Origin of the sequence: Synechococcus sp. N32 (assembly GCF_900473895.1) — a bacterium.
Classification (GTDB): Bacteria; Cyanobacteriota; Cyanobacteriia; order PCC-6307; family Cyanobiaceae; genus Parasynechococcus.
The window spans coordinates 350,361-363,512 of record NZ_UCND01000015.1; the positions used below are offsets into that span (position 1 = coordinate 350,361).

Below are 13,152 nucleotides of genomic sequence, written 5' to 3' on the forward strand. Positions count from 1 at the left end.
GGTGATTCTCGAGACTTGGCTCGTTTTTGCCAGCCATCCCAGGTGAGGATGAATGGATCACGGCCAGGCGCCATGAATCGAATCGCTGTGTATTGCGGCTCCTCGAGCGGCGACTCGAGCCTGTTCAAGCTTGCTGCCACTGAGCTGGGTGCACTGATCGCCACTCAGGGCATGGCCCTGGTTTACGGCGGCGCTCGCATTGGTTTGATGGGCGCTGTTGCTGATGCCGCTTTGGCCTCTGGAGGGGAGGTGATCGGGGTGATCCCCGAGGCGTTAACGCAAGATGAAGTGGTGCACTCCGGTTTGACCCATCTCGAGGTTGTGGGATCGATGCACGAGCGCAAAGCGCGAATGCTCGATCTGGCCGATGCAGCCGTTGCTATGCCCGGAGGCCTGGGAACCCTCGACGAGTTGTTTGAAGCCTTGACCTGGGCTCAGCTTCGTTTTCATGCCAAGCCGATCGGCATGCTCAATATCGATGGCTACTTCGATGCGTTGCTGAGCTTTTTGGGTCAAAGCGTTTCGACGGGCTTTCTCTCGCAGCGAAATCGCCAGCTCCTCCTGGATGCAACAACGCCAGAATTGCTGATCTATCGACTCCTCAACGCGTCCTGATGCAACGCACGGTTTTGCTTACCGGAGCCAGTCGTGGCATCGGACGTTCCATTGCCAGACGGTTGCTTAAGGATGGTCACCGCCTCAGCCTTGGTCTGCGGGATCCGCAGGCTCTAAGGGGAACAGACCTGGATGTTGCGACGGTGTTGCATCACGCCTATGACGCCAGTGATCCAGCCAGTGTTGAAGCCTGGGTTGACAGCACCGTTTGTCACTGGGGTGCCATCGACACCGTGATCCACTGCGCGGGGATTTTGCATCGAACCCCGTTGTTGTTTGCGGATGGCGAAGAGCAGCAGCTTGATGAACTGTGGGCGATCAACGTGAAGGGGCCCTGGTGGCTGACCCGTGCGGCTTGGCCGTATCTGGCGACCAGTGGCCATGGACGAATCCAGGTGCTGGTGTCGATGAGTGGCAAACGCGTCAAAGGTCGAATGGCGGGTTATCCCGTGAGCAAATTCGCCTTGATGGGGCTCTGTCAGAGCATGCGCAATGAAGGGTGGGACAAGGGGATTCGGGTGACCGCCATCTGTCCCAGTTGGGTCAACACCGAGATGGCTCATGCGGTGACGGCCGTTGAACTTGCCGCGATGACCCAACCCGAGGATCTTGCGTCTCTCTCGAGCAGCCTGTTGTCGATCCCCAACGCCGCCGTTCCGTTCGAGTTGGCGATGAATTGCTCGCTCGAAACCTGAATCTTCCGGTGAAGACGATGTCGCCCTCAGATGATGTCGCTATGGATGACTCAGCGTCCGTGCCCTGCGATGTGTCTTATGGCGGCGATTGGCCTGCTGGCTCCCCGCCTGGTTTTGGTGTTGATGTGGTTGATCAACAGCAGTTTCGTGCTGCAGCCCTTCAGTGGCACCAGTGTTCCCAACCCGTTGCTTCCCATCCTGGGTCTGTTGTTTCTCCCCACCACAACCCTCGGCTATTGCTGGGCTGCGGCCTCGTTCGGGGGCGTGTCGTCGTTCAGTGGCCTGTTGGTGGTGTTGATCGGCGTGATCATCGACTTCGGCTTGATCGGTAATGGCCGTGGTGCTGTTCGTCGTTGAAGATCATCCCCTTGGAAAACTGCGCCATCTGCCAGCTGCATCTCGATCCCACAGCGCAAGAGCGGTACGAGATTCAGCGCTCTGAACTCTGGGTTTTGCGGCATCACCCGGACCCAGCACCTCTACCAGGTTGGCTTCTCTTGGATTCACGAAGGCATTGTTCCGGCCCCGTGGATTTCACGGCGGCCGAGGCTTCTGATTGGGGGTGCGCTGTTCGCGATGCCAGTGATCTCGTGAAACAGATCAGCGGATGCGAGCGCGTGTATGCCATTGCCTTTGGTGAGGGAGCCCAGCACCTTCATCTGCATCTCATCCCACGCCATCTGAATGAACCGGCCTCCAAAGCATGGGCGGTTGCCGACTTGTACCGGGACATGGATCGCGGCGATCGAGCCGCCGCTGATCCTGCCGTTGTGGCGGCGATGGTGCAACGCTGTCGATCGTTGATCAGCGCCCCGGGTTGAAGCGTTTGCGCGTCTTGGTGCCGTTGGCGTTTTGCTTGAGATTGCCCAAGGGCCAGCCCAGGTGCCTGAGATGGCTCACCGTGTTCGGCGATGCGCTGAAGCAGTTTTCGCTGTAGCTGCTGGCGATACCGATCTCTTTGAGGGTGAGTAACAGCAACCTCTGCTCTCGGCGTGTACCCCGACGGCTCGCGAGAAGCACGAAGTCGCGTTCGCGAAGCTGTTCACCGATCGCATCGATGTTCTCGGAGTACCCCAAGGAGAGGGTTTGATCGATAGCGCGATAGGCGGTGTAGATCCGCCCCTCAGGATTGTTCTCGAGGGTTTGCACCCTTTCGCTCAGGGCAATCACGGCGTCCATCACCGGAGCCTGAAGCGCTTGTTCGATCTGATCAAGCTGCACGATCACAACCCTCCCACAGCCAAACGTTCATCACAGGCAGCCTCATAGGCGCGGATGGCTGCGCTGGGAATGGAGCCATTGCTCTTGAGTTGGCGCACCGACAGCTCCACGCACTGAAGTACAACGCTGGTTAGCTCACGTCCTTCGCACAGGGCCCAGCCGCGAAGAAGCACATGAAGGCTCGGTGGAACGGAGACCGTGAGCTTCACCTGGGTCTCTCGGGTAGAGGTTTTGATCATGACCCGTCTGCTGCCGGAGCGTCCCCAGGGTAGCTCGAGAGACACTGCTGAGCAACTCACGAGTGTCTGCCGGGTGTCTTATGGCTTGCTTCGGGGTTGTTCCCCGGCATTGCTCGGCCCTTTGGCGTGACCGCCAGGGTGCTGCTTGCGTAGCTGATTCATGGGCCACCCCTTTGAGGCACAAGGACTGAGCTGTCTGGCTGCAATTGTTGTGCCTCTATTTCGTCAATTCAGTCCTGTCTGGGCTGCCATCTTTCCTTGTCCCGCTGATTCCAGGTGTCGATTGTTGATCACCCAGGCGAAGTTTTTTTATGCAAAATCTGCATATCCATGGATATGATGTTGGCGTGGATTCTTGGGAGCAGATGGGTGCAACTTCGGTTCAGGCTGACAAGGTCGTCAACGTCAGAATGTCTGAATCGGAGCACACTCTGTTGAAGGCCTATTGCGCTTCGTTGAACCGGAGCATGCAAGACGTGCTTCGTGATTTCGCGTTAATGCAAATCCAGAAGCAACGCTTTTGTTGCCGCCTTGTGCGCTCTTTGATGGATGAGCATGGGATCGAACAAGACCCCAGAGCTCGTAAGCCTTGTTTTGGCTACGCCTGTTATTACTGCCGCCATGCAGAGTCCTGCATGGCTGGTGAAACTGATTTGCTTTATATCCCCCGCCAGGAGATCCGTGAATTGGTTGCTGAGGAATCGGCTTATATCCTCAACTTTGACGGCAGCAGCATTGAGGCTCCCTCCCAGATGGGCTGATCCGATTTTAATTGTTCAGTCACTTCATCTATCGACGCACGAGCCTTAGCGTCAAGAGTTCGATCGAGGCCGTCGAGGCAGGAATCAGATTGAGTCTTGGGCGCAATTTGTGGATGTCCAGAAATCCGAGCACAACCCCTTTAAAAATGCGGACGATTCGGCCCATAGTGATTCAGCTAAGTCGCTAATCGGGCTTGGATGCCGGACAGAGCGATGTCCGACGCCTTGGTGTTTGACTCCTGCTTCGGCAGGGGTCAAATCCATTTGTTTCTTAAGAAACCTGGTGATGAATCGATCTGCAGTGATTGGCCCGTCAAGGTGTCAACGTGGTCGAATCGCTCCGGTGGTGCGTCACCGTCGGCCACACAACATTTCCTGATTCATTTCAAGATCAACGATCGTCTAGATCATTGGTTCAGGTCGTTCAAAACGGAGAGGGTGGGATTCGAACCCACGGTGCCCGTGAAGACACGCTGGTTTTCAAGACCAGAGCCATAAACCACTCGACCACCTCTCCAGAGGGTGTCAGGTGCCCCGCAGGACACCTGACAACTGTATCGGGACGTGCTCCCAGTTCAGTTTTCCGGCTTGGCCAGAGGCAGCAGGCACTTATCGGAATCACATCCGGCCGGACCCGCTTCGGTCAGCTCGCCCTGGTCGTAACGCTGCAGTGCTTCGAAGAAATCACTGCTGACGCGACGCTTCACCACAGCCGATTGCAGCTCCTCGTAGGTGGCTGCATCGATCGGCTCAAAGGGCAGGCGGGGGAAGGTGGCATTCGCATCGAAGCGGGCCAGAAGTGCTGCTGAGATGTAGCCCTCGCCCTTCTCCATGGCTTGATGCAGAGCATCAGCCAAGGGTTCGATTTCGTGCTCGCGGAATTCGATGGTGGCGGAGGTGTTGTGCGCTGTGTAATGCCGCTGCACCTGCATGTAGAAATCGAACTGCGCCATGGCACTGAAGCCGTTGATGTCAACGGCATCAGCACCGGGCAGGTTGGCCCAGCTCACCTCGGTGGGAATCTCCACCAGCCATTCGGTGCAGCGGGGATCGAAGGGGTCATTCAGCAGACGGCCTTCCTCATCCTTGTCGGACTGGGAGGGAACGATGGTGTAGCCGTAGTCCATGCAGGCCATGGCCACGGGGTCGTTCTTGCGGAAGGTGATCCGACGGATGAAGCGCTGAGCTTTGGGCGGATGCCAGCCGGGGGCGGCACCGGTGAGCAGGCTCTTGGTGCCAGCAGGCTGCACGGTTGTGCAGCGGTTGGGACGATGCAGACCATGACGGTCGCAGTAGTCCCAGACCGTTTGATTGACGATCTCCTTCCAACGGCTCAGGTAAGCAGCTTCCTGCTCCTTGAAGCGCAGACCCTCCTCGGTATCAGGTCGGCCAGCCTCCCACCAGCGCAGCCATTCCGTGCCGAAGGCATGGACGAAGAAGTCGAACAGACCGGTGAAGCTGACGCCAACGATCGGGTCCCATTCACGGCTCTGGCGGTAGCGCTCAACTTCGAAACGATGGTTGAGCAGACAAGCAACCGACAGGGCACCCGCACGGAAGGCATCGGCCTGTCCTTCCTCGTCGCTGGGGTCGATCTGGTTGAGGTGCACCTCGGCCAGATTGCAATGGAAATCGGCGCCCAGGATCTCGCCGCAGGGATTCAAGCCGTAACGGCTGAGGCGGTGCTCAAGCTCGTCGGCGCCGATGGGGCCGTGGTTGTCGGACAGCCAACGCCCCGCTTCCTCACGACCCTGGTCGCAGTAGATCTCAATGAATTCCGTTCGCAGCTCAGGGGTGGTGAGCAGATCGGCATTGGAGCGAGCGATCGCTTCGGGAGCGAACTGGATCGCACCTTCGCCGGAGTGGAACTGCTTGGTCACCGCTGCGTGCACAACGTCCTTGCTGGGACGGGTGTGATAGACGCGGGTATGGTTGGCCATCCGCAGCGCATCACGCTCGGGGTCGATCCTCCAGTTGCCCTCCTCGTCTTGCTGCCAGAGGTTGTCCTTGGAGGACGCAGCCGCCTGATCGTCCGAAGCGAACTGGCGCATGCCGGCGCTGCGACGGATGTTTCCAGCCACGATCGTGACGGCGGCTTCGTCGATCAACAGGCAGCACTCGACTGAGGTGAGCCGACGGCCCTGGGCCTTGTTCAGCAGCCGAGCAACGCGCCCGTAGAGATCCTTCAGCTTGACGGGGTTGGCCATGCCGCCGAAACCCTTCAGCGTTTCCCCAACAGGCCGCACATCGCTGAGGTCCACCTCGATCTGAATCGGACCTCCGTTGAACCGTTCATCGCTGCTGAGATCGAGCATCAGCTGGTAGCTGTCCACCCAGCCGCGACGGGTGTCACCCACCTTGATGGTCACCTTGTTGCCATCAATGCTGTGGGTGCAGTCGTCCTGGCGCTCAGCGGCAGGAGTGATGCCGATTTCGCTGACGCTGAGAACTTCAAAGCTGTTGCGCACCACCGGAAGCCGGTCGATCAGGTGCGGCTCGATGATGGCGCCGGTGCCACAGCCCATCATCGCCAGGTCCATCATCAGACCGAAGGCTTGCCAATCCACCAGGTTGGTGGATGTGCAGTTGTAGGAACCCGAGAAGTTTTCGGGCTGCTCGATCCAGCGGGTGCCACCGATCCAAAGCCAGCGGCCTGAGGGAAGAGCTTTTTTCTCGGCCTGCATGCGAGCCAGCAGGGCAACTTCCGCATCGTTGAGGTTGCCCAATTGACGCAGACCTTCCAGGTTTCGCGCGCCCACCTGACTCCAGCTCTCACGGCCGCTGGGGGTTTTGCGGCTGTAGGTGCGATAGAAGACCGGGTTGGCAGCAGGAGCGGTTGCGGGGAAGTCGCCGAACCCGGCGACAGCTCCCGCAGAGGTCTCCACACGATTTGGAGTGAGGGTCACGTGCGGTGCTGGGGCGAAGGACAAGTATCGAAACCCTAACGCCACAGATGGGGGTAGCAAGGTCTCTTCACCACCATCAACAGTGTCCCGTTCAAACTGAGCTCTAAATCGGCAGCAAATGATGCAGCGGCGGCTGGAGCCTGAGTTGATGAACGGCGATACGCAGGTGCAGGCCTATGCCGCTGCCGACTTCAGTTCCGGCGATCAAGCCACCATCGAAGCGATTCAGCGTCTCCTCTCGCGCACATCGCCTTTGCCGCCTGATCCACTGGTGGTGGACCTGGGTTGTGGCCCTGGAAACATCACGCTTCGGCTGGCCGGCCTCTTCCCCAAGGCTCGGATCATCGGCATTGACGGTGCCGAATCGATGCTGGCTGTCGCCCGGGAGCGGGCCCAGCTGCAGCAGCTGGGGATCTCCTTCCTTTGTCAGACCCTTCAGGAGGTGCTTCGAGGTGCTCTGCTTGGGCAGGCTGATCTGATCGTCAGCAACAGCCTTTTGCATCACCTGCACCAGCCTGATCTGCTCTGGATGGTCACCAGAGACTTGGCAGCACCGGGTTGTCGCACCTTGCACCGGGATCTGCGGCGTCCTGCTTCCGATGCTGAGATTCAACAGCTGCTGCTCAAACACCTGCCATCGGCTCCAGAGGTGTTGCAGCACGATTTCGCTGCCTCGCTGGCGGCGGCCTTCGAACCTCAGGAGGTGACCGCAGAGCTCCACCGGCTTGATCTCGACGAGTTGACGGTGTCGGCGGAGGACGACCGTTATCTGGTGGTGTCAGGCTTGGTGAAGTCCTGAAATCCGATGAGCGGCAGTCAAGCGACCACTGATGGTGATCTGGCCCAGGTTTTGGCCTCGGCGGTGGATCGCCGTCGCAACTTTGCGATCATTTCTCACCCGGACGCGGGAAAAACAACCCTCACCGAGAAGTTGCTGCTCTACGGCGGTGCCATTCAGCAGGCCGGTGCGGTGAAAGCCCGGGGTGAGCAGCGCAAGGTGACCTCCGACTGGATGGAGCTTGAAAAGCAGCGGGGCATTTCAATCACCTCCACGGTGCTGCAGTTCGATTACGACGCCACCACGATCAACCTCCTGGACACGCCAGGTCACCAGGATTTTTCCGAAGACACCTACCGAACTCTGGCAGCGGCGGACAACGCCGTAATGCTGGAGGATGCCGCCAAGGGCCTGGAGCCTCAGACCCGGAAGTTGTTCGAGGTCTGCCGCATGCGGCAGATCCCGATCTTCACCTTCATCAACAAGATGGACCGCCCAGGGCGGGAACCGCTCACCCTGCTCGATGAAATCGAGTCGGAACTCGGCCTCACCCCCTGGGCGGTGAACTGGCCGATCGGCAGTGGCGAGCAATTCCGAGGTGTGATCGATCGCCGCAGCAAGGAGGTGGTTCTATTCAGCCGTGCTGAACGCGGCAAGCAGGCCAGTGAGCAACGCCTCTCGCTGGACGACCCTGCTCTGCGCGAGTTGGTGGAAGAGGACCTGCTGGATCTGGCCATTGAAGAAATGGAGTTCCTTGAGGCGGCTGGCGCCGAGCTGGACATCGAGATGGTCCATGCCGGTGAGCTCACCCCGGTGTTCTTCGGCTCGGCCATGACCAACTTTGGGGTCCGTCCGTTCCTCGACGCCTTCCTTGAGATGGCGCAACGGCCGATCGCCCGATCCAGCAGCGAAGGTCTGGTGGACCCGTTGCGTGAAGGGTTCAGCGGCTTCGTGTTCAAGCTTCAGGCCAACATGGACCCCAGGCACCGCGACCGGGTTGCCTTCGTCCGTGTCTGCAGCGGACGCTTCGAAAAAGACATGACGGTGAAGCACGCCCGCACGGGCAAAGCGATCCGTCTCTCACGTCCTCAAAAGCTGTTCGGTCAGGACCGAGCCGTGGTGGAAGACGCCTATCCGGGTGATGTGATCGGTCTCAACAACCCCGGCATGTTTTCCATTGGCGACACCCTTTATGTGGGTTCGAAAGTGGAATACGAAGGCATTCCCTGTTTCAGCCCGGAAATTTTCAGTTGGCTGCGCAACCCCAACCCTTCAGCCTTCAAGAACTTCCGCAAAGGGGTGAACGAGCTGCGGGAAGAGGGGGCTGTGCAGATCCTTTATGACACTGACGAGAGCAAGCGGGATCCAATTCTGGCGGCCGTTGGACAACTCCAGCTTGAGGTGGTGCAGCACCGGCTTGAAAACGAATATGGCGTGGAAACCCGCCTTGAGCCAATGGGTTTCCAGGTTGCCCGTTGGATCAACGGCGGTTGGGCTGAACTCGAAAAGGTGGGCCGGATTTTCAATTGCAAAACCGTGCGTGATGCCTGGAATCGGCCTGTGCTGTTGTTCAAGAACGAGTGGAATCTCAACCAGCTTCGGGAAGACCACCCCGACCTTGAACTCAGCAGTGTTGCCCCGGTGGTGAGTGGAGTGGAGCCAATCAGTCTCTGAACCGCGCCGATCACCCCATCCACACCTCCACGGCTCTCTCGCCAGAATCGTGCCGCGCCTTCAACTTCCGTGAGTACGTTCTGGCTGCTGAGGAACAGCGCTGACGGCGGCACCGAATACGTGTGTTTCCGTGGTGATGACGAATCGGTGGAAATGCTGGAGGGCTACCACCTTCCTCCGCAGATGCCGTTGATCAAGCGCCGCTCCTGGATGAACCGGGTGGATGCCCTCAGCTGCCGGAGCAGGCTGGAACGCAGCGAGGGTTTTCGTCACGGTGCGCCCCTCTTCTGAACAGGCCCCGATACGCTCATCAAAAGGAACCCGATCGACGCAATGGCAGCCCTGGGTGAATCTGGTCCCGATGCAAACGCAGATGATCCATTTGCCCGTCTCGGCCTGAGCCGTGATGCAGGCTTCGATCAGGTTCAGGCGGCCAAAGCACGCTGTCTCGCCGAGGTTTCCGGTGATGATCAGGCCCGAGCAAAGATCGAAGCGGCCTACGACGCTGTCCTGATGGCTCGCCTGCGGGACCGGCAACAGGGTCAGGTGAGTGCTGCTGCAGCGACGGCATCGGAGCGGGAGGCCATGGCGGGATCCATGCCTTCTCCGCCAGCTCAGGCACCGATGGGCAACGTGTTGGCGAATCTCCGCAACAGGCTGCCCGATCCCTCCCCGACCCTCTCCGGCCTCAAGCCCGACTGGGCCCTGGTGGAAGGGCAGGGGCGTTCCGTTCGCCTGATTGCAGGGATCGTCGGCGTTGCTCTGTTGCTGATCTCGGCCGGGAGCATTCAGTTGGTGCTGGCCCTGGCAACCATCGGCGTTTTTCTCAGTCAGGTTCGCCGTGGTCGCCGCCCACTGGCATCCCTGGGCTGGACGTTGCTGGTGCTCATCCTGGGCTTGGCGGCAGGCTCTTTGCTGAACCTGGCGCTCTCCCCCACTGCCGTTGAACAGCTGGCTCTCAGCCCTCTGCAGATCCAGTCTCTGCCTGCAGCTCTGCTGCTGTGGGCTGCAGCCCTGTTCCTGGCCTGAGCATCAGGCAGCCGTCGGTAGGCCGTCAATCAGCTCCTGCAGCTCCGCAGCGCTCACGTCATAACGGTTGTTGCAGAAGTGGCAGGTCAGTTCCGCGCCACCGTCCTTGTCACGCATGTCGGTGAGTTCGTCCCTGCCCAGCAGGAGCAGTGCCGCTTTGCTGCGTTCACGGCTGCAGGGACAGAAAAAACGAAGTTCTTGACTGGCCTCAGCATCGTCGAGGGGTTTGGGATCAAGGTCGGGGAAGACGTCCCGAAGCAGATCCTCCAGCTGGTCTCCACTTGCCGCCAGCCGCTGACTGAATCCAGTGATCTCGCGGCAACGCTGTTCAATCAGCTCCACCAGGGCCGGCTCTTCCGCTGCTTTGGGAAGGATTTGAACCAGGAGGCCACCGCTGGCATGAATGCCGGCGCTGTTCACTTGCTCACCCACAAACACGGCTGAAGGAGTCTGTTCGGAGTGGAGCAGATAGGAGGCCACATCCTCACCAATGCCTCCACTGACGAGTTCAACGGTGCTGTTGAAGGGCTCACCCTTGCCGTCATCACGCATCACGTGGAGGTAGCCGGTGCCAGCGGCCTCCTTGAAGTTGAAGCTGAAATGGCCTGCTTCATCCTGAATCGGGTCGAGTTCCAGGCCCGGCTCGCCCACGTACCCACGAACGGTTCCGTTACGGCCGGCATCCACCATCAAGTTCTTGATCGGTCCGTCGGAACCGAGGCGCAGGTTCACCCGGCCGTGGCGCACCTTCATCGAACTGGCCAGCATCAATCCAGCGGCCATGGCTCGTCCAAGCATCACGCTGGTGAGGAACGACAGGCCATGGCGCTCCCTGGCCTCACGCACGATGTTGGTTGTTGATACCGCCACCAACCGGATGCCGCCCTCAGCGGCTGTTGCGCGCACCAGCCGGTCGGCCATATCCCCTCGGAAGCTCAGGGCAATGTAGTCATCGGTTCGAGCCGTCCGCCCTGCAAGCGCAGTCTTTGGCAGTCCCAGTCCTGAAACAGCTCGGGTTCATGGGTGACCACGATCAACACCTGCTCACGGGCGAGGCTGGCGAGCAGATCAAGCACGTCCCGTCGCACCGACCAATCCAAACCTGCTGTGGGTTCATCCAGGAGGAGCACTTCAGCGCCGCGGAGCATTTGCACGGCGAGGGCAAGCCGCCGTTGCTGTCCGCCGCTCAGCCGTTCTGGCGCCGTTGTGGAGGCGATGCTGTCGAGGCCAACCCGCTCGAGCACGCTCTGTTCGCGCTCATGACCGAGCCGCCGATGCCCCAGCCGCAGTTCCTGAGCCACGCTCAGCCCGAGGAAATGGCGCTCGGGAAACTGGAAGACAATGCCGCAAAGCCAGCGCAGCTGCCGTCGTTTCATTGCGCTGCCGTTCCAGAGGATGCTGCCGGATGTGGCTGATGCCAGGCCGCTGATGATTTCCAGCAGCGATGTCTTTCCGGATCCACTGGTGCCTGCAATCAGCAGCGGCCGTCCTTTCTGCGTCTGAAAACCGACGCCGTCGAGGATGGGGGCACCCGCAGTCGCAGGTGCATAGATGATTCCTGAGAGCTCGAGCATGCGTTCAGCTTGAACGATGATGACGGTGTCGCGATGGCCCCATGGACATTCGTTTTCGTGAAGTCGATCCCTTCAATTGCTGGTTATGGATCCGTTTCTCGGAACCCCCCAGTCAGGGAGAACGGAATTACGTCGATGGTGTCTTCGACAGCTGGTACGTGATCGGGCGTTTGGGCGGCTTCAACGCAGAAAACCTGCAGGTGCATGACGCGGGCTCCGATCTCAGTTGGATGACCTACGACAACGATGGGGCTGAGTCGGCGATGCCAGCCCTGATGCACAACATGGGGCAGCTCGAGTACCAGAACGACTGGGGACGTTGCTGGGTTGATCTCGGTACGTCGGATGGAGTTGCCATCGATGTTCTGATCAATGCCCTGCGTCAACTGGACTCCGACGTGGTTCAGATCGAAGAGCTGGTCGTTGGTGGGGTCAATGAGAATTGGCCGGTTGAAGACCATCCCGACAGTGTTTTCCCTGCCGGTGGCTGAACGCCGGCGCTTGCTTCTGTCGTCGGATCGCCTGGAGCAGGGTGGATCGGTTCTGCTCAACTCCGAAGAGCAGCACTACCTGCGAAGAGTGTTGCGTCTGCGCTGTGGCGAGCAGGTGGATCTGATCGATGGTTGCGGCCGGCTCACGACCGCAACCCTGATGGAACCCAAGCTGCTCGAGCTCGATCGGCCAGCGCAACTGATTGAGCCCCAGGCCCAACCTCAGCTGGGTCTGGCCGTGGCCTTGATGCGGCGGGGGATGGATGAGGTCGTCCGGATGGCCTGTGAGCTCGGGATTGACCGGATTCAGCCCCTGCGCTGCGATCGCTGTGTTCCCCAGGCCGACCACCGACCCGAGCGCTGGGCCACGATCATTCGTGAAGCGGTGGAGCAGTGCGAACGGTTGTGGACGCCACAGCTGCTCGATCTCAAAGACCTATCCCAATGGATGGGCGATGAGCGGGGCCAGCGTCTGGTGGGGGTGACCCGCGAGACGGCACCACCGGCCTTGGATCAATGGTTGCGTCATCAGGCCGATCCTGGTCAGCTCACATGGCTCATGGTTGGCCCGGAAGGGGGCTGGACCGAAGAGGAACTGAAGCAGTTCACCCAAGCCCAGATTCAGCCTGTCCAGATGGGATCAACCATCCTGCGCAGTTCGACGGCCGCGGTGGCTGGTGCCGTGGAATTGGTTCGTTGGCGTGATCGGCTGATCAGCTCTTGAACAGATCCTGAGCGATCCCCCGGAAGGATTTCAGAGCTGCTCCAGGCCGGCGGCTGCGCTGGCGCAGTCCGCCACCAGGCATGAGGTTGCTGGGGGCAAAGGTGGAGTAGGTCACCGCCGGGCGGGATGCCTCTGCTGCAGCCAGTTCAGCGGCGATCGCTTCTGCTGTGGTGAGTGAGGTTGCGGGCTGAGCGCTGGATGCAGCACTGGTTTCTGCAACGGTCTCTTCAACAGCTTCGGGGGCTGAAGGCTGGGCAACCTCTGAGGGCTCGGAGGCTGCGACCACAGCTGCCTCGACCGGTGCCTCTTCGGTGGCTGGAGCCTCTTGTTGAGGCAGCTCGAGGGTGGCCGGAGCAGCGGCGTCATCCAGGGTGAGGAAAAAGCCCTTGTTGCTGTTGAACACCATCCGGTCGACCAGAGAACGAACGCACCCGATTCTCCCTCT

Annotated in this window: 17 protein-coding genes and 1 tRNA gene; 11 read left to right on the forward strand and 7 right to left on the reverse strand. The window is 59.9% G+C overall.

Translation table 11 applies throughout. The features are described 5' to 3' along the window. Positions 1-72 precede the first annotated feature (72 nt). The 4 genes from DXY35_RS10400 to DXY35_RS13305 all read left to right on the forward strand — a co-directional run bounded on the left by DXY35_RS10400 (position 73) and on the right by DXY35_RS13305 (position 2,131). A complete protein-coding gene (locus DXY35_RS10400) occupies positions 73-615 on the forward strand; it encodes a TIGR00730 family Rossman fold protein (RefSeq protein WP_244273107.1) in 543 nt (180 codons plus the stop codon). Then, positions 615-1,310 (forward strand): SDR family NAD(P)-dependent oxidoreductase, encoded by a 696-nt coding sequence (locus DXY35_RS10405; protein ID WP_115082226.1) that lies wholly within the window; start codon positions 615-617, stop codon positions 1,308-1,310. The genes DXY35_RS10400 and DXY35_RS10405 overlap by 1 nt, the downstream gene beginning before the upstream one ends. Positions 1,311-1,379: 69 nt before the next feature. Further along, positions 1,380-1,667 (forward strand): hypothetical protein, encoded by a 288-nt coding sequence (locus tag DXY35_RS10410; RefSeq protein WP_115082227.1) that lies wholly within the window; start codon positions 1,380-1,382, stop codon positions 1,665-1,667. 170 nt (positions 1,668-1,837) lie between these two features. Next, on the forward strand, positions 1,838-2,131 hold the full coding sequence (locus tag DXY35_RS13305) for a hypothetical protein (protein ID WP_370586288.1): 294 nt from the start codon (positions 1,838-1,840) through the stop codon (positions 2,129-2,131). Here the strand turns inward: DXY35_RS13305 and DXY35_RS10420 are convergent. After that, positions 2,115-2,531 carry a hypothetical protein gene (locus DXY35_RS10420; RefSeq protein WP_370586287.1) on the reverse strand — a complete coding sequence of 139 codons (417 nt, stop codon included), beginning with the start codon at positions 2,529-2,531 and terminating at the stop codon, positions 2,115-2,117. The genes DXY35_RS13305 and DXY35_RS10420 overlap by 17 nt on opposite strands. A 2-nt stretch (positions 2,532-2,533) precedes the next feature. Continuing rightward, positions 2,534-2,770, reverse strand: a complete 237-nt coding sequence (locus DXY35_RS10425; RefSeq protein WP_006850194.1) for a hypothetical protein — start codon at positions 2,768-2,770, stop codon at positions 2,534-2,536. Positions 2,771-3,081: 311 nt separating this feature from the next. Between DXY35_RS10425 and DXY35_RS10430 the strand changes: the two genes are divergently transcribed. Beyond that, positions 3,082-3,531, forward strand: coding sequence for a hypothetical protein (locus tag DXY35_RS10430; protein WP_115082229.1), 450 nt, complete (start codon positions 3,082-3,084; stop codon positions 3,529-3,531). 430 nt (positions 3,532-3,961) lie between these two features. On the opposite strand, the gene DXY35_RS10435 is transcribed toward DXY35_RS10430, so the two are convergent. Together DXY35_RS10435 and nrdJ are read right to left on the reverse strand one after the other, a co-directional pair. Next, positions 3,962-4,048, reverse strand: a tRNA-Ser gene (locus DXY35_RS10435). A gap of 58 nt (positions 4,049-4,106) precedes the next feature. Beyond that, on the reverse strand, positions 4,107-6,437 hold the full coding sequence (gene nrdJ / locus DXY35_RS10440; RefSeq protein ID WP_115082230.1) for a ribonucleoside-triphosphate reductase, adenosylcobalamin-dependent: 2,331 nt from the start codon (positions 6,435-6,437) through the stop codon (positions 4,107-4,109). 148 nt (positions 6,438-6,585) lie between these two features. Here nrdJ and DXY35_RS10445 point away from each other — a divergent pair, with 148 nt between their 5' ends. From DXY35_RS10445 to DXY35_RS10460, 4 genes are all read left to right on the forward strand, one after another. Next, complete coding sequence (locus DXY35_RS10445) at positions 6,586-7,236, forward strand: trans-aconitate 2-methyltransferase (protein WP_371681773.1); 651 nt, start codon at positions 6,586-6,588, stop codon at positions 7,234-7,236. Between the two features lie 6 nt (positions 7,237-7,242). Beyond that, complete coding sequence (locus DXY35_RS10450; protein WP_115008995.1) at positions 7,243-8,889, forward strand: peptide chain release factor 3; 1,647 nt, start codon at positions 7,243-7,245, stop codon at positions 8,887-8,889. Positions 8,890-8,958: 69 nt separating this feature from the next. Then, on the forward strand, positions 8,959-9,180 hold the full coding sequence (locus DXY35_RS10455) for a hypothetical protein (RefSeq protein ID WP_025362298.1): 222 nt from the start codon (positions 8,959-8,961) through the stop codon (positions 9,178-9,180). A 42-nt stretch (positions 9,181-9,222) separates the two neighbouring features. Continuing rightward, the gene (locus tag DXY35_RS10460) at positions 9,223-9,918 is read left to right on the forward strand and encodes a CPP1-like family protein (RefSeq protein WP_115082232.1); all 696 of its coding nucleotides are present in this window, start codon (positions 9,223-9,225) and stop codon (positions 9,916-9,918) included. Positions 9,919-9,921: 3 nt separating this feature from the next. Here the strand turns inward: DXY35_RS10460 and hslO are convergent, their stop codons facing one another. Further along, a complete protein-coding gene (gene hslO, locus DXY35_RS10465) occupies positions 9,922-10,839 on the reverse strand; it encodes an Hsp33 family molecular chaperone HslO (RefSeq protein WP_115082233.1) in 918 nt (305 codons plus the stop codon). A gap of 14 nt (positions 10,840-10,853) precedes the next feature. Then, the gene (locus DXY35_RS10470) at positions 10,854-11,492 is read right to left on the reverse strand and encodes an ABC transporter ATP-binding protein (RefSeq protein ID WP_115082234.1); all 639 of its coding nucleotides are present in this window, start codon (positions 11,490-11,492) and stop codon (positions 10,854-10,856) included. A gap of 41 nt (positions 11,493-11,533) precedes the next feature. Here DXY35_RS10470 and DXY35_RS10475 point away from each other — a divergent pair, with 41 nt between their 5' ends. Together DXY35_RS10475 and DXY35_RS10480 are read left to right on the forward strand one after the other, a co-directional pair. Beyond that, on the forward strand, positions 11,534-11,983 hold the full coding sequence (locus DXY35_RS10475) for a DUF3531 family protein (protein ID WP_115082235.1): 450 nt from the start codon (positions 11,534-11,536) through the stop codon (positions 11,981-11,983). Next, positions 11,943-12,707: a 16S rRNA (uracil(1498)-N(3))-methyltransferase gene (locus DXY35_RS10480; RefSeq protein ID WP_244273109.1), complete on the forward strand. Its 765-nt coding sequence runs from the start codon at positions 11,943-11,945 to the stop codon at positions 12,705-12,707. The genes DXY35_RS10475 and DXY35_RS10480 overlap by 41 nt, the downstream gene beginning before the upstream one ends. Here the strand turns inward: DXY35_RS10480 and DXY35_RS10485 are convergent. Then, the gene (locus DXY35_RS10485; protein WP_115082236.1) at positions 12,697-13,113 is read right to left on the reverse strand and encodes a hypothetical protein; all 417 of its coding nucleotides are present in this window, start codon (positions 13,111-13,113) and stop codon (positions 12,697-12,699) included. The two genes, DXY35_RS10480 and DXY35_RS10485, sit on opposite strands and share 11 nt — an antisense overlap. Positions 13,114-13,152 lie beyond the last annotated feature (39 nt).